The following is a 15,470-nucleotide window of genomic DNA, read 5'->3' as shown; positions in this document are numbered from 1 at the left end:
AAGCGCAGGGAACCGGTTCAGCCATTGGAAATGGCTGGACCGGCGGCGTCTTTCGGGCGCGTTTCCCTGGTTCGTTTCGTTGTCGCGTGACAAAGACAAATTCGTCGGGAACGAATTTGGGCAGCCGGAGGCTGCACGAAGTGCGAAGACCATGGACGGTCTTCGTCAGATAAACCCGAGGCACGCTGGCGGGTCAGCGCTTTCAAAATTTAGCCCGCCCGGAGGGCGATCATTTAGATAGAAGCTGGATGCTTGATCGCCCCTCCCCCACATCAAGTGCGGGACAGGCTCTAACCTTTATGCCCTCGGGTGTTCCCTTGGTGGGGAGGGAGTAAGATGAAAGCCCGATACCGCTTCGCTATATCGGGCCTACTCCCCCTTCGGGGAGGAGCGAGATACGAGGAGCGAGTAACGAGGTGTGTATCAGCTTATGCCGGCATACTGTTAACTGAGCAACCTGTCTACGGCTTCACGTGAATCAATGACTGTCGTCGTCTTCATGCAAATAACCAAAATAGTCATAAGCCATGAATTCGTCGACACCTTCTTCGTTGATCGCCTTTAATGCGGTGTTTATTGCATTCTGTGCTGACGAAAAGTTTTCATCCCAGTGGGTCGTCACTCCTTTTTCATTCTGAACGGATAATGACCATTGAGAATCGCCCTCGAAGCAGGCGTGGACAGTCAGCAAATGGCCTTCAATATATAATTTCTTTTCAACATCTTTGCTGTTGTTACTAACATCATCCATGATTAACCCCCTTTCAGCTCCCTATAGAAACGAAGTCTAGCTTATCAGTTTCTGAAACGCTCCCTCGTCCAGAATCTCCACGCCCAACGATTCCGCTTTGTCCGCTTTGGAGCCGGGATCCGCTCCGACCACCACGTAGTCGGTCTTTTTGGAGACGCTGCCGGTGACCCTGGCGCCCAGCGCCTGCAAGGCGGCCCTGGCCTCGTCACGGCTCATCTCCTCCAGCGTGCCGGTCAGCACGAACGTCTTGCCATTGAGCGGCAGCTCTTCGGCGGGTTTGACCTCGATGTCTTCCCAGGTCACACCCGCACGGCGCAGTTTGTCGATGACCTCCTGATTATGCTTTTGCTTGAAGAAGGTCAGGATACTCTCGGCGACGATCGGCCCGATGTCTGGCACCGCCATCAACGCCTCCTTATCAGCATTCATCACGGCCGCCAGTGAACCGAAGTGATTGACCAGCGAGCGCGCGGTTGCCTCGCCCACATCGTGAATCCCCAGAGCATAGATAAACCGTTCCAGGGTCGTCTTGCGGCTTTTCTTGAGTGCATTTTTCAGGTTCTGCGCCGACTTGTCGGCCATGCGTTCCAGCTTTACCAGTTGGTCTTTCTCCAGGCAAAACAGATCGGCCGGATCATGCACATAATCTTCATCCACCAGTTGATCCACCAGCTTATCACCCAGTCCCTCGATATCCAGGGCACGACGTGAGGCGAAGTGTTTGAGCGCCTGCTTGCGCTGGGCGGCACAATAGAGGCCACCGGTGCAATAGGTGACCACCTCGCCTTCATGACGCACGGTTTGCGAGCCGCAGACCGGGCAGGTTCTGGGCAGGTGGTATTTTTTCAGCTTACCTTCACGTTTGGACGTGACCACGCTGACCACCTGCGGAATCACATCCCCGGCGCGGCGAATGATCACCGTGTCGCCGACGCGCACATCGAGACGATCGATCTCATCCTGGTTATGCAAGGTGGCGTTGCTGACGGTCACGCCGCCGACATGTACCGGTTCGAGGCGCGCAACCGGGGTCAATGCCCCGGTGCGCCCGACCTGCACGTCGATACCAACCAGTCGGGTCATCTCCTCCTGGGCGGGAAACTTGTGGGCAATAGCCCAGCGTGGCGCTCGGGAGACAAACCCCAGTTGTTCCTGCTGATCCCGGCGATTGACCTTGTAGACCAGCCCGTCGATTTCGTAATCGAGCTTGTCGCGTTTTTCCTGCATCGTCTGGTAGTAATCCAGGCAACCCTGGATCCCTTCGACTACCCGGGTCTCGGGGTTGGTGCGCATGCCCCATTCACGTAACTGATCCAGAGTTGCACTGTGACGATCCGGCAGCTCGGCGCCCTCCACCAGCCCCGCGCCGTAACAATAAAACGACAGCGGCCGTTTGGCAGTGAGTCGCGCATCGAGCTGGCGCAGACTGCCGGCGGCGGCGTTGCGCGGATTGGCGAAGGTTTTTTCCCCGGCTTGTTCGCGCGTTTTGTTGAGCTGCTCAAAATCCTGTTTGGCGATAATGACCTCGCCGCGTACTTCCAGGCGTGCCGGGTAATCGGAACCCCGCAGCTTTAACGGAATGGTCTCGATCGTGCGCACGTTCTGGGTGACGTCCTCGCCGGTGGTGCCGTCACCGCGGGTGGCCCCGCGTACCAGTTTGCCGTTTTCATACAACAAACTGATGGCCAGTCCATCGAGCTTCGGTTCCACGGCATATTCAATGGTCTCGACCTGCAGCTTCTCCCGGGCCCGGCGATCGAATGCCCGGACCTCGCCCTCATCAAAGGCATTGCCCAGCGACAGCATCGGCAGTTCGTGTTTGACTTCCTCAAAGGCGGATAACGGCGTGGCACCAACCCGCTGGGTCGGGGAATCGGGGGTAACCAGATCGGGGTGTTCGGCTTCCAGCTCCTCGAGCTCGCGCATCAGGCGATCATATTCCGCATCCGGGATCTCGGGATCGTCCAGCACGTAATAGCGATAATTGTGATAATCAATCTGCTCGCGCAGCTCGTTGATCCGTTTTTTGACTTTCTCACTAGCACTCATAACAGACCGCACTTAAATTCTAGAAAAGATTCACCGCAGAGACGCAGAGAACGCAAAGTTAAATTACAAGTTTATTAAATTTAAAATAAACCAATATTCATATAGCTCTAAAAGTTTGATGATTTTTTCAATCAAACTTGTGTAATTTTTATATAAATACTCTGCGTCCTTTGCGTCTCTGCGGTAAGATTTCTTTTTGGCTTATTTGCGGACCTTATCAGACCGCTGTTTCTGGATGCTGGCCATTTTGCGACGGAATAAAAAGGACTCGATCTGTTCCTTGAGGTGGCCGATGGTTTGCAGGGTGAGGACGTTGCGCCGCTCGTCGCACAGATCGCCGCCGAGCTGTTCGGCCAGGTTGCGGCCGGTTTTGAGCATCAGCTCGAAGGCTTCGCGTGAATCCATTGGCCCGGGCAATTGCATGAACAGCGACAGACCGGGCGTCTGGAGCTGATCGAGGGTGTTCAGATCGAAGGTTCCGGGCTCCACGGTGTTGGCCAGGCTGAAAACGGGTCGCCCATTTGCGGCGCCATCGGGATAGCGGTGGAAAATCTGCATCTCGCCGTGCTGCAGCTCGTCGGCGCGCAGGGCCGCGAGTACGTCGTTGCCGGGGAAGTAGTGGCCGGATTTGGCCATGATGTTGAGCACGATCACCAGCGACTCGCCCGCCTCTTCGTCATCGGCGTCGACCGCGCTCAGGCCACCCAGGTTGGCCATGTCGACGTCCTCATCACGCCGGGCGTGCCACGACATTTGCGACAGGGCCTGCAGATCCTCGTCATCCAGATCCTCGTACCAGGTGTCGCGTGAGTTTTGTTCGGGAAAAGCGTTTTCTTCCTCACCGGCGGGACGCCGCAGTGAGGGTAAACGCAGGGCGGAAAAACGCAGAAAACCGGGCCAGTGCAGCCCCTGACCGGAGCGGATACGCATCACCAGATAGAAAATCGCGATAAACGCGACACCGATTGCAAGCAGGGTCAGCCGCAGCGGATCCATATCAGCACGACCTTATCATCATAATTTAAGTTGAAGCGCATGCCTATGCCGTCCCCTGGAGTAGCTCGTCAGAGACAGAATAAAGCATAAACCACCGAAAACACTGAGCACACCGATAAAACCGCCCATGCAGTGGTTCTTTCAGTGCTTTCGGTGTCATCGGTGGTTCTGTTTTCAACCAGCCGACAAACCATCCCACCCGAGACGTTTCAGGCAGAAGCCAGTTTGGCCGCCTCGTCCACGTCCACCGCGACCATCCGCGACACACCCGGTTCGTGCATGGTGACGCCGCTCAGGTGGTTGGCGACTTCCATGGTCACTTTATTATGGGTAATGAAAATAAACTGTGTCCTGTCCGACATGTGCTGCAAGAGATCACAATAGCGGGTGACGTTGGCATCATCCAGCGGCGCATCGACCTCGTCAAGCATGCAGAACGGCGAGGGATTCAGCTCGAAGATGGCGAATACCAGGGCCACCGCGGTCAGGGCCTTTTCGCCGCCGGACAGCAGGTGAATGGTACTGTTGCGCTTGCCGGGTGGACGCGCCATGACGGTGACGCCGGTCTCCAGCAGATCCTCGCCGGTCATCTCCAGATAGGCGTGCCCGCCGCCGAACAGGCGCGGGAAAAGATCCTTGAGCCCGCTGTTGACCTTGTCGTAGGTCTCCTTGAAACGGGTGCGAGTCTCCTTGTCGATCTTGTGGATCGCCTCTTCCAGGGTCTTCAGCGCCTGTACCAGATCCTCGTTTTGCGCATCCAGGTAGGCCTTGCGCTCTGACTGCTGCTCGAACTCCTCGATGGCGGCCAGGTTGATGGGACCCAGACGCTGGATCTTCGCCTCCAGCTGTTCGACATGCTCCTGCCACTGGCTGACTTCGGCCTCCTGCGGCAGCTCTTCGAGCAACTGGGCCAGGGCAAAGCCCGATTCGTTGATCTGCTCTTCCAGGGTCTGACGACGAACCTTGAACTCCTGTTGGCTGATGCGGATCTGTTCCAGCTCGCCGCGCAGGGTTTGCGCCGCCTGCTCGGCGGCGACCCGCTGCTCTTCGAGCTCGCGCAGTTGATGCTCGATCGCCTCCATCGCCTGGCGCGCTTCTCCCAGTTCGGTCTCCACCGCCACACGCTTGTCGAGTTTGTCCGCCAGCTCCTGCTCCATCTCCCTGAGCGGCGCCTCGCTTTCGCCCAGGGCCTTTTGCAACTCGTCACGGCGCCCGGAAAGCTGGGTCAGTTGGTTGTCCAGTCGCTCCAGCGCCTGGCGGGTGGAGCTAAGTTCGGTGCGCTGTTTTTCCGCCCGCAGTTTGATCTCATGCGCTTCGCTGCGCACCTGCCGGGCCTGGGCGCGGGCCTGTTCCAGGGCCTGGCGCAGTTCATCACGCCGGCTGTTGAGCTGTTCACGTTGCTGTTCCAGGCCGGACATGGTGTCCAGATGTTCCTGCAGGCGACCGCGGCTGGCTTGCAGCTCCTGTTGATCCCGTTCCAGTTCCGCGCGCAACTCCTGTTGTTCATTTTGCAGTGCCTGCTGGCGGGCCTGGACCTGTTCCATCTGACTCTGGCGCGCCTTGAGATCCGTTTGTTGCTCTGCCTGGCGACGGCTGGCCTGATTCAGTTGCCCCTGGGCATCGTCACGTTCCTGCTCCAGCTCGCGCAGGCGTTCGCGCTCCTGTTCCATCTGCTCCTGCAGCGCCTGGACCCGGGCGTTCTCCTCCTGGATCTGGCTGTCCAGGGTCTTGAGTTCCTGTTCGCGCTTGAGAATGCCGGTTTTTTGATCCTGCGCCTGATCCTTGACCACCCGCAGCCAGTTGGCACCCAGCCAGATCCCCTCGCGGGTCACCACCGATTCATGTGCCGCCAGCTGTTCGCGCAGTGCCAGCGCTTCGGCCAGGGATTCGGCGGCATAGATGCCGCCCAGCAGGGCATCGAGTTGCCACGGCGCGCGGACCTTGTCCAGCAACGGCGTGCCGTGTTGTGCGGCACCGGTCGGACCGGAGACGTTAGTATCGAACAGGGTCAGGGTACCTTCCTGGAGGCTACCGAGCATGTCAGCCAGCGGATCGACGCCGGCCACGCAGACCGCCTCCAGGTGCGCGCCCAGTACGCACTCGACGGCCCGCTCCCAGCCGGCATCCACCTCCATCTCCTCGGCCAGGCGCGGCGCATCCTGGAGTTGCTGGCCGCTCAGCCAGTCATTCACCGCGCCCTCGTCCTTGCCCAGGGCCGCCTGTTGCAGCGCCTCGAGCGAGGCGCTGCGTCCGCGCAGATCCTGCAAGCGGCTGCGGGCCTGATCCAGATCGGTATTTACCTGATGACTGGACTCGCGCAGCGTGGTGATCTGTTCCTGTTTGTCCGTCAGCGCCTGCTGGGCCTGGCTGACCTGTTCGCCGGTCTGTTCCAGCTGCTGTTGCAGCTGATCGACTTCCTGCTGCAGCCGTTCGGGAGACTGCTGTTGCAGATCCTGCTCGACCTTTTCCAGCCGCTGCTGCAACTGGGTCAGTTTCTGGTCCAGATGCTGGATGCGGGTGCGTTCCACCTCCGCCTGGCGCGCCGGCTCGGCGGACTGCTGATTGAAGTCGTCCCACGCCTGTTGCCACTCCTGCATCGCCTGTTCGGCGCGTTGCAGGCTTTCGTTGGCGCTCTGTTCGCGCTGCTCGGCGCTTTGCAGATCCGGTTCGATCGCTTTTAAGCCGGCTTCCAGTTCTTCAATGCGCTGCTTGTCGGCATTGACGTGGATCTGGGCGTCGTTCCAGTCTTTTTCGATCTGCTGCAGATCCTGGTCCTGCTGGGTGCGACGCTCCCTGGCGTGCTGGATAGACTGCTCCAGCCGGGCGATGTCGGCGCCGATGCTGTAAAAACGGCTCTGCACCTCGTTAAACTTGTCGCTGGCCTCGGTATGCAGACCGCGTTGCTGTTCGATCTCGGTTTCGATATGCCGCTGTTTGGCCACCGCCCCTTCCAGCGCGGTCTCCTGTTCGCGGATTTTGTTGTCGCTCTGCGTCGCCTGCTCATCGATGCCCTTCCAGCGCAGGGCTTGCAGCTGGGCGCGCAGCAAACGCTCCTCCTCTTTCAAGACCTTGTAGCGCTCGGCGGTCCTGGCCTGGCGTTGCAGACGGGAGAGCTGTTTGTCGAGCTCCTCGCGCAGATCGTTGAGTCGATCCAGGTTCTCGCGGGTGTGGCGAATGCGGTTTTCGGTCTCGCGGCGGCGCTCCTTGTACTTGGAGATACCGGCGGCCTCCTCCAGGAAGACCCGCAGCTCTTCCGGCCTGGCCTCGATAATACGCGAAATGGTGCCCTGTTCGATAATGGCGTAACTGCGCGGCCCCAGGCCGGTACCCAGAAAGATGTCGGTGATGTCCCGGCGACGGCAACGGGTACCGTTGAGATGGTAAATGGACTGCCCGTCGCGGGTGACCGTGCGCTTGATGGAGATTTCGCTGTAATTGGCGTACTGCCCGCCCAGGCTGCCGTCGCTGTTGTCGAACACCAGCTCCACCGTGGCCTGACCGACCGGCTTGCGCGAGGTGGAGCCGTTGAAAATGACATCGGCCATGGAATCCCCGCGCAAATGCTTGGCGGAAGACTCGCCCATCACCCAGCGCACCGCGTCGATGATATTGGATTTACCACAACCGTTGGGCCCCACCACCCCGACCAGCGAGCTGGGCAGCGGAACGGTAGTCGGGTCGACGAAGGATTTGAAGCCGGAGAGTTTGAGTTTGGTCAGTCGCATCGGGGAAAGATACAGTAACCTTATATAAACAGGCAAGATTGACAATCGCACAAAACCGGCGCCCAAATTTTCCCGCCGTGCGGAGCCTGAAGATGACTTCACCGCAGAGATGCAGAGATGCAGAGGGGCGCAAAGGATTTCAATGCGTTAGCGAAACAGGCCCGAGGTACGAGTGACGAGGGACGAGGGACGAGGGACGAGGGACGAGGGACGAGGGACGAGGGACGAGGAACGAGGAAAAACTCTCAAAATCAGACATTGTGGGAGCGCCTTTGGCGCGATGGTCGTCTCGGGCTCAAAAGATCTATCGCAGCGCAGCCGCTCCTACCAAACCCTCGATGTTTCTCTTCCTCGTTACTCGTCCCTCGTACCTTGGCCCTCCCGCCCGGGCGGGCTTGCCCGGGCGGGCAGGTTGGGGTATGGTTTCGCGCCATGCCCAGCCAGCCCAGCAAAACCCTCGAAACCTTCGACAATCCGATGCCGGAACGGGATTATACCATCCGCATCGAGGTGCCGGAGTTTACCTGTCTGTGTCCCAAGACCGGCCAGCCGGACTTCGCCACGCTCTATCTGGAATACGTACCCGAGGCCAAATGCGTCGAGCTCAAGTCGTTGAAGATGTACGTCTGGACCTATCGCGACGAAGGCGCCTTTCACGAAAAAGTCACCAATACCATTCTCGATGATCTGGTCCGGGCGACCGAGCCGCGCTTCATGCGCCTGACTGCAAAATTCAATGTGCGCGGCGGTGTCTATACTTCCGTCATCGCCGAACACCGCCAGCCCGACTGGCAAGCACCCGAGGCCGTCAAGTTACCTTGACGGCAGTGCCGAGGGACGAGTAACGAGGTCCGAGGTATGACTTCTTCACATTCCGACAACCGTCACACTGCACTCTATGTAGGGATTGATCTGGGGACGTCCGGTTGCCGGGCGACGGCGATCAATCGGGACGCCACGATACTCTACACGGCCAGCACCGATCTGCCTCCTGCCATTGCCGAGGGCAGTGCTCGGTTTCAGGATCCTTTGCTCTGGTGGCAGGCAGTGGAACGGGTGCTGGATGAACTGTTTGAGCAGATCGATCCCACCCGGGTAAAACGCATCGCCGTGGACGGCACCTCGGGTTCGGTGCTGGTGACCAATGCCGCCGGCGAGCCGTTACGCGAGGCGTTGCTCTACAACGATCAGCGCGATCCGGTTTACGTCGAACACCTCAAGGCGATGGCGCCGCCGGATAACCCGGTGCTCAGCCCCAACGCCGGGCTGGTCAAGCTGTTGTGGCTGAGCATGCACGTCGATAAAAGCGCCCTTGCCCACTGTCTGCATCAGGCCGACTGGATTGCCGGCAAACTCACCGATCGTTACGGCATCAGTGATGTCAACAACTGCCTCAAAACCGGCTTCAATGCCGAGCACCATACCTGGCCACGCTGGATGGATACCCTGCCGCTGGACAACGCCTGGTTGCCGAAGGTGCAACAGCCCGGCGCGCCGGTCGGCCCGATCAGCGATCATATGGCCAAACGTTTCAATCTGTCAGCGGAGACATTGATCGTCAGCGGCACCACCGACAGCACCGCCTCGTTTATCGCGACCGGTGCCGGCAAGCCGGGCGAGGCGGTAACCGTGCTGGGCTCCACGCTGGTGCTGAAAGTCCTCGGTCCCACGCCCATTCTCTCGGCCGACTACGGTGTTTACAGTCAGCCGCTGGGCGACTTGTGGCTGGTGGGCGGCGCCTCCAACAGCGGCGGCGCGGTATTGAAACACCATTTCAGTGATGTACAACTGCAGGCGATGACGACACAACTGGATCCGCAACAGCCAACCGAACTCAACTACTATCCCCTGCCGGCTCAGGGGGAACGCTTTCCCATCAACGACCCGCACCTGAGCCCGCAACTGGAACCGCGTCCCGACGACGATGTCACGTTTTTTCAGGGCATGCTCGAAGGTATCGCGCGCATCGAAAAACAGGGCTACGAGCGGCTCGCCGAACTCGGCGCGCCCTTCCCCAAACGCATCCTCACCGCCGGCGGCGGCAGCGTCAACGAGGCCTGGACACAAATACGCCAGAATCTGCTGGGTATCCCGGTGGAAACCGCACCCAACACCGAAGCGGCCTACGGCAGCGCACTCATCGCTCTACATTCTGAAGAACAGTGCTAACCACCAAGACACTAAGACACTAAGACACCAAGTAAAATAATCAAATACTACCCGCAAAGCGGGTAGTATGATGAAAGCCCCTGTAGGGGCTGTATAAGAAATTTAATTACTTGGTGTCTTTGTGTCTTGGTGGTAAAGCTCTTCTCTGTCAGGAGGTACTATGATCAGTAATCCATTTACCGGCGCCGGTTATCTGCTGCGCGGCCTGAGCCTGATTGGCAAGCCCGGCGTGAAACGCCATGTTGTGTTTCCCCTGATTATCAACATTCTGATCTTTGCCGGTTTGATCTGGCTGCTGGCCGCGCAATTCGAAATACTGCTGGAGTGGCTGATGCCGACGTTGCCTGACTGGCTGGCCTGGCTGGACAGCCTGCTCTGGTTTATTTTTGCCATCACCACAGGCATCGCGGTGTTCTTCAGTTTTACCGTGCTGGCCAACCTGATCGGCTCGCCGTTCAACAGTTTTTTATCCGCCGCGGTGGAGAAAAACCTGACCGGACATTCGCCCATCAGCGAGGTAGGGGTGTTCGAGGAGACTGTCAAGGCCCTGACCGGTGAGGTCAAAAAGATGCTGCTCTTCGCCGGCATCGCCATCGTATTGTTGATCATCACCCTGATTCCGGTAATCAACCTGGTTGCGCCGGTGCTGTGGGTGATCTTCAGCGCCTGGATGCTGAGCATCGAGTACCTCGACTACCCGCTGGGCAATCAGGGATTGAGTTTCCCGGACATCCGTCGGGTAATCCGGCAAAAACGTTTTTTATCACTGGGCTTCGGTGGCGCGGTGATGCTGGCCACATTGATTCCGGTATTAAACTTTCTGGTGATGCCGGTTGCGGTTGCCGGGGCGACGGCTTTGCGGGTCGAGCAATTCAAACGTCATCCGGCGGGATAGCAACAACACTATTTGTAGATGACCGGATCGGGCTTTCGGTGAAACGAACGACACCTTTACCCGCTACCCGACCATGGCAGGTTAATCAAAAAAGCCGGACAATTGTCCGGCTTGTATCAAGTTATCTGATGCCGTGTTCTCCGGCGTCCTTTTGATCCTGGTACTGGTTATAAGCGATCTCGCTCTGTTTTCTGGCTTCCACGGCCAGATCGATCGCCTTGCCCAGCTCACCTTCACCCGCGGCCTTTTCGGCAGCCTTCATCAGATCTTCCGTATCCCGCCAGGCGTATTCCACTTCACGAACTCTCTCATAAGCGGCTTTGGCGGCGGACATTTCTTGCTGATATTGCTGTTGTTTTTGTTCAGAGGACATTCCGCCGGCACAGCCTGCAACCAGCCATGCCGTTGCAACAAAAACGATCAAAGTCTTGATATTGCTCATCGGTCTTCTCCTTTACTCTCCCGGTGATAATTCTGCTGATCTCAATGTCAGTTCCAATCCAACCAATCCGAAACTGGCTGGGTAACATATTATTTAGACCATAGTGGAGTAAGGAATATTCATCCGATTCACATTTCACGCGTTTATTTTTTACTCGTGACAATCGAATATTACGATTGATAAATAATATTTATTTGTCCCCATAAACAAAATGGCCTGTTTGGCAACTTACTACTTCACCTCGTTGGGCAACTTCTCGGGTTTCAGGACGATCTCAGTGTCCTCAATTTTCTTGTAAATTTCCTCTTCCACCAACGAGCGTTTATTCACTGTCACCGTCTCGCCCTCCTTGATCATTTTACTGGTCAGAGAGTTGTGAATCTGCTCGCCCTCGGCATCCTTAAAGTTAATCGTCACCATGGTGTAGTAGACTTCCTCGCATTGATTACGAATCCGTGCTTGCCACTCCACCCAGATTTGACCATAACTGGATTCATCCGAAACGATTTCATGATCCACCGCCTGCAGGCAATCGGCAACAGCCTGCCCGCCAGCAGCGGCCAGCATTAAAACCCCGATAATCTGTCCAATTCTCATTTCAACTCCGGTCCAATCGGCAAATTTTTGCGTTAAAAATTATAATAAACGACTCATTCATTAATGTGACCCATAGAGGGGCAATTCCCATGCCAGTACGCGCCACGTGGACGGATTATTAATTATCAACGTACTGATCATGTCGTGCCGCGCGACTTGCCGGGATTCCAGCTCGGTTCAGCATGCCGCACATGATAAACTGACCGCGACAAACAGCGAGAAGGCGCAGGGTGAAAGCGGGCTTTTCCCGCCGAAAGACGCTCATGTGCCAAAACGACTCACTCAAAACTTTGCGAGGCATTGTGTCGCCACGACGTTATAACCTGCGTACCGCCCTGCTGATGTTTGTCCTGTTGCCCTTGCTGGCGTTCAGTGCCATCGCCGGCTGGTATTCCTTTCGCGTCCTCGAATCCCAGACCCAGGAGCGCATGGAAGAAGAGATCGAGCTGGTGGCCCGGGCGATTCGCCAGCCGTTGATCTATGCCATAGAGCAGGGACGGGAGGGTGCGCTGGTCCAGGCACTGGAGTCGACCCTGCGCATCAGCCGCGTTTATGGCGCCTATGTCTACGATGCCGACGGCAACCGCCTCGGTACCAGCGGTCCGACCAAGCCGGCCGCCACCAGCGGCCGGGTCGCGCAGATGGTCACCGAAGGCGATCGGCGTGAAGAGTACAACCGCGTTACCGGCGGCGAGGATGTCTATTCCTATTTTTTACCCTTGTCCAACGATGCCGGACAGATCACCGGCATGTTGCAGGTCACCCGCCGGGCCAGCGAATTCGAATCCTATATTACCCGCCTGCGTTATCAGGGTCTGGCCGTTTTGATCATTACCGCGCTGCTGTTGACCGTGGTGATCTATTACGGCCATTACAAGGCCTTCGGTTCTCATATCAGTGCCATGCTTAAAACCATTGGCCAGATCGGCGCCGGCAAGCGAGAGCAACGGGTGCCCACCGACGGTCCGCGTGAGCTGCAGGAACTGGCCGTCGGCCTGAACCGGATGCTGGAAAATCTGATCAGCCAGGAGGCGGTGGTGGTACGCCAGAAACAGGAGCAGGCGATACTCGAAGACCGCCTGCAACGCTCGGAGCGCATGGCGGCCATCGGCCAGCTGGCCGCCGGCGTGGCCCACGAACTGGGCACACCTTTGAATGTGGTCGACGGCAAGGCCCAGCGTGCGCTGCGCCACACCGATCTGGAGCCGGCAGTCACCGAATCACTGCAAGAGATTCGTCATGAAGTGCGACGCATGAACTTTATCGTGCGCCAGCTGATGGACTTCGGGCGCAGCAATCCCTTGCAGTGTCAGCCCGAACGCGCCGATCGGGTGATTCGGTCCGTCCTCACCCAGGTCGCCAGCGACGCCCGTTACCGGCATATCGATGTCAGTATGACCGAACATGCACCCGCGCCGACACTGATGATCGATCGCCTGCGGATGGAACAGGCGCTCTCCAATCTGCTGCACAATGCCGTGCAATCCGCGACACACCGCGTACAAATCGGCTGGTTCGCCAATGAGGAACAGGTCGGCTTTATGATCGATGATGACGGTCCGGGTATTGCCGACGCGGATCGGGAACGTATCTTCGAGCCGTTTTATACCACCAAGAGTGTCGACGAAGGCACGGGACTGGGGCTGGCCGTCGCCCATGCCGCGGTCAGCGATCATGACGGCCGGATCGAAATCGAGACCAGTCCGCTCGGGGGCGCCCGTTTTCGCGTTGTGCTGCCCCGGCCACAAACCGGAGATGACAATGACTGACACGACAAATTCGCCTGACATCCTGGTCGTGGAAGATGATGCCTCGTTGCGCAAATTACTGATCGAGGAGTTACAGGATGCCGGCTATCAAACAGCAGGGGCCCCCGATGCCGAGCAGGCCTGGCAATGGCTCAGGGACAGGCCGGTGGATCTGGTTATCAGTGATCTACGCCTGCCCGGCGCCGACGCCATGGCCTTGCTGCAGCAGACCCGACAGCTGCAGGTGGCACCGGGGTTTATCATTATCACCGGCTTTGGCACTGTCTCCCAGGCCGTGGATGCGCTCAAGGAAGGCGCCGACGACTTTTTGACCAAGCCGGTGGATTTGCAACATCTGATAATGAGCGTGCAACGGGTCAACGAAACCCGCCGCCTGCGTCTGGAGTTGACCCGCTACCGCGAACTGCTGGGTAGCGGTGACTTTTATGGCCTCATCGGCCGCAGCGCCCCGATGCAACGCCTGTATACCCAGATCACGCAAATCGCCCGGGCCGCCGGCCCGGTGTTGATAGAAGGTGAAAGCGGGGTTGGCAAGGAGCTGGTCGCACGCGCCCTGCACGCCGAAAGCGAGTATGCCGACGGCCCGTTTATCGCCGTCAACTGCGCCGCGATTCCCGCCGAACTGCTCGAAAGTGAACTGTTCGGCCATGCCGCGGGCGCCTTCTCCGGCGCGCAAAAGGCACGCCGCGGGCTGTTTCTGGAAGCCAGTGGCGGCAGCCTGTTACTGGATGAGATCGGTGAGCTGCCGATCGGCATGCAGGCCAAGTTATTGCGCGTCTTGCAGGAACAGCGTCTGCGACCGGTCGGGGCCAATCGTGAGGAGCATGTCGAGGTACGGATTCTGGCCGCCACCAACAGCGATCTGGAACGTGAAGTCAGTGAAGGTAACTTCCGCGAGGATCTGTTTTATCGGTTGAACACCTTTACCCTGCATGTTCCGCCATTGCGCGAACGCGGCGAGGATCTGGGGCTGCTGACCGCCCGCTTTATCGACGAGTTCAGCGCCCGCTTCGACCATCCCATTCAGGGCATTACCGATCGCGCCCTGCAACAACTCAAGGCCTATCCGTTTCCGGGGAATGTGCGTGAGCTGTCCAACATTATCGAGTGGGCCGTCACGTTTTGTCATGCCAGTCAGATCGATACCGAACACCTGCCCGACCGCCTGCTCAAAAGTACCGAGATCAAAATTGACGCACGACTGCCCGACATGCTGGCCGGCAATGAGACGGAACTGTTGCCACTACAGGAACTCGAGCGTCGCTATATTGAACACGTTATCAAGCACGTTGACGGCAACAAGCGACGAGCCGCGGAAATCCTCGGCATCGGTCGGCGCACCCTTTACCGTCGTCTTGGTGAAAATGATGAGAACTGAGTCCACCCTGTGCGCTCGACACCTCGACACATGTGTCAAATCGTCACACCAGACCGGCCATCGTTAGCGGTAATTAATCTTCTTAACGCCCGCTTTGATTCCCTGGCTCGTATGCCAATGTAAAGACAAACTTTACACTCCTGCCAGGTAACTGGTGTGCCTCAATTTTTTTAGCTTTACGCGGTTTTGCAAAAAGTTCCCGATCACCCGGCATAGTGCTTGCAACCTGTTCGGGCGTAAGCAATTAAACCGAGGAGTTTGTATTATGTGGATTAACAAAAAATCACTGTTGGTTGCACTGTTTGGGATGGGCCTGACCTTCGGCGCCGGCACCACTGCCTACGCCCAGGGCGGCGCGCAGCAAGGACAGCCCCCGCAGCAACAGGGTGGTCAGGCCGCCGAGGTAGATGACGCATCGCTGAATAAATTCAAGGACGCTTTTGCCGAAGTCAACAGCATTCGTGAATCCTTTGCCGGCAAGCTGGAAAATGTTGAAGATCCGCAGAAGGCCCAGAAACTGCAGCAAGAGGCCCAGAAGAATATGGTCAGCGCTGTCGAAGACGCCGGTCTGTCTGTTCAGGAGTACAACCAGATCTTCGCGGCAGTTCAGCAGAACCCGGAACTGCAGCAGAAGGTACTTGGCGATCAGTAATTTTCCTCGCCACTGACCTGAAGACGATAAAATGCCCCGCACCGCGG

Annotated in this window: 12 protein-coding genes; 6 read left to right on the top strand and 6 right to left on the bottom strand. The window is 57.8% G+C overall.

What is annotated here, in order from left to right; genetic code table 11:
- Positions 1-478 precede the first annotated feature (478 nt).
- The 4 genes from U5J94_RS10065 to smc all read right to left on the bottom strand — a co-directional run bounded on the left by U5J94_RS10065 (position 479) and on the right by smc (position 7,521).
- Positions 479-751 carry a hypothetical protein gene (locus tag U5J94_RS10065; protein WP_322565513.1) on the bottom strand — a complete coding sequence of 91 codons (273 nt, stop codon included), beginning with the start codon at positions 749-751 and terminating at the stop codon, positions 479-481.
- 36 nt (positions 752-787) lie between these two features.
- Entirely contained in the window at positions 788-2,800 is a 2,013-nt protein-coding gene (gene ligA, locus U5J94_RS10060) for an NAD-dependent DNA ligase LigA (protein WP_322565512.1), read from the bottom strand.
- A 201-nt stretch (positions 2,801-3,001) separates the two neighbouring features.
- Positions 3,002-3,796, bottom strand: coding sequence for a cell division protein ZipA (gene zipA / locus U5J94_RS10055; protein WP_322565511.1), 795 nt, complete (start codon positions 3,794-3,796; stop codon positions 3,002-3,004).
- Between the two features lie 209 nt (positions 3,797-4,005).
- Complete coding sequence (gene smc / locus U5J94_RS10050; protein ID WP_322565510.1) at positions 4,006-7,521, bottom strand: chromosome segregation protein SMC; 3,516 nt, start codon at positions 7,519-7,521, stop codon at positions 4,006-4,008.
- A 432-nt stretch (positions 7,522-7,953) separates the two neighbouring features.
- Between smc and queF the strand changes: the two genes are divergently transcribed.
- The 3 genes from queF to cysZ all read left to right on the top strand — a co-directional run bounded on the left by queF (position 7,954) and on the right by cysZ (position 10,585).
- Entirely contained in the window at positions 7,954-8,343 is a 390-nt protein-coding gene (gene queF / locus U5J94_RS10045; RefSeq protein ID WP_322565509.1) for a preQ(1) synthase, read from the top strand.
- A 36-nt stretch (positions 8,344-8,379) separates the two neighbouring features.
- Entirely contained in the window at positions 8,380-9,690 is a 1,311-nt protein-coding gene (locus U5J94_RS10040) for an FGGY-family carbohydrate kinase (RefSeq protein ID WP_322565508.1), read from the top strand.
- A 160-nt stretch (positions 9,691-9,850) separates the two neighbouring features.
- The gene (cysZ, locus tag U5J94_RS10035; RefSeq protein ID WP_322565507.1) at positions 9,851-10,585 is read left to right on the top strand and encodes a sulfate transporter CysZ; all 735 of its coding nucleotides are present in this window, start codon (positions 9,851-9,853) and stop codon (positions 10,583-10,585) included.
- A 121-nt stretch (positions 10,586-10,706) separates the two neighbouring features.
- On the opposite strand, the gene U5J94_RS10030 is transcribed toward cysZ, so the two are convergent.
- Complete coding sequence (locus tag U5J94_RS10030) at positions 10,707-11,027, bottom strand: hypothetical protein (protein WP_322565506.1); 321 nt, start codon at positions 11,025-11,027, stop codon at positions 10,707-10,709.
- Between the two features lie 231 nt (positions 11,028-11,258).
- Positions 11,259-11,624 carry a hypothetical protein gene (locus tag U5J94_RS10025; protein WP_322565505.1) on the bottom strand — a complete coding sequence of 122 codons (366 nt, stop codon included), beginning with the start codon at positions 11,622-11,624 and terminating at the stop codon, positions 11,259-11,261.
- Between the two features lie 302 nt (positions 11,625-11,926).
- Here U5J94_RS10025 and U5J94_RS10020 point away from each other — a divergent pair, with 302 nt between their 5' ends.
- From U5J94_RS10020 to U5J94_RS10010, 3 genes are all read left to right on the top strand, one after another.
- Positions 11,927-13,393: an ATP-binding protein gene (locus tag U5J94_RS10020; protein ID WP_322565504.1), complete on the top strand. Its 1,467-nt coding sequence runs from the start codon at positions 11,927-11,929 to the stop codon at positions 13,391-13,393.
- Positions 13,386-14,771, top strand: a complete 1,386-nt coding sequence (locus U5J94_RS10015) for a sigma-54 dependent transcriptional regulator (protein ID WP_322565503.1) — start codon at positions 13,386-13,388, stop codon at positions 14,769-14,771. Before U5J94_RS10020 ends, U5J94_RS10015 begins: the two co-directional genes overlap by 8 nt.
- 265 nt (positions 14,772-15,036) lie before the next feature.
- Entirely contained in the window at positions 15,037-15,423 is a 387-nt protein-coding gene (locus U5J94_RS10010) for a DUF4168 domain-containing protein (RefSeq protein WP_322565502.1), read from the top strand.
- The last annotated feature ends 47 nt before the right edge of the window (positions 15,424-15,470 follow it).

This window comes from Thiohalophilus sp., from assembly GCF_034522235.1.
Lineage (GTDB): Bacteria > Pseudomonadota > Gammaproteobacteria > UBA6429 > Thiohalophilaceae > Thiohalophilus.
The sequence above is the reverse complement of the archived record's forward strand: the minus strand, read 5'-3'. Positions and strand labels throughout refer to the sequence as shown.

Excerpts from the sequence above, each read along its gene's own strand:
- U5J94_RS10065 (WP_322565513.1), bottom strand. The coding sequence starts at position 751 with ATGGATGATGTTAGTAACAACAGCAAAGATGTTGAAAAGAAATTATAT.
- ligA (WP_322565512.1), bottom strand. The coding sequence starts at position 2,800 with ATGAGTGCTAGTGAGAAAGTCAAAAAACGGATCAACGAGCTGCGCGAG.
- zipA (WP_322565511.1), bottom strand. The coding sequence starts at position 3,796 with ATGGATCCGCTGCGGCTGACCCTGCTTGCAATCGGTGTCGCGTTTATC.
- smc (WP_322565510.1), bottom strand. The coding sequence starts at position 7,521 with ATGCGACTGACCAAACTCAAACTCTCCGGCTTCAAATCCTTCGTCGAC.
- queF (WP_322565509.1), top strand. The coding sequence starts at position 7,954 with ATGCCCAGCCAGCCCAGCAAAACCCTCGAAACCTTCGACAATCCGATG.
- U5J94_RS10040 (WP_322565508.1), top strand. The coding sequence starts at position 8,380 with ATGACTTCTTCACATTCCGACAACCGTCACACTGCACTCTATGTAGGG.
- cysZ (WP_322565507.1), top strand. The coding sequence starts at position 9,851 with ATGATCAGTAATCCATTTACCGGCGCCGGTTATCTGCTGCGCGGCCTG.
- U5J94_RS10030 (WP_322565506.1), bottom strand. The coding sequence starts at position 11,027 with ATGAGCAATATCAAGACTTTGATCGTTTTTGTTGCAACGGCATGGCTG.
- U5J94_RS10025 (WP_322565505.1), bottom strand. The coding sequence starts at position 11,624 with ATGAGAATTGGACAGATTATCGGGGTTTTAATGCTGGCCGCTGCTGGC.
- U5J94_RS10015 (WP_322565503.1), top strand. The coding sequence starts at position 13,386 with ATGACTGACACGACAAATTCGCCTGACATCCTGGTCGTGGAAGATGAT.
- U5J94_RS10010 (WP_322565502.1), top strand. The coding sequence starts at position 15,037 with ATGTGGATTAACAAAAAATCACTGTTGGTTGCACTGTTTGGGATGGGC.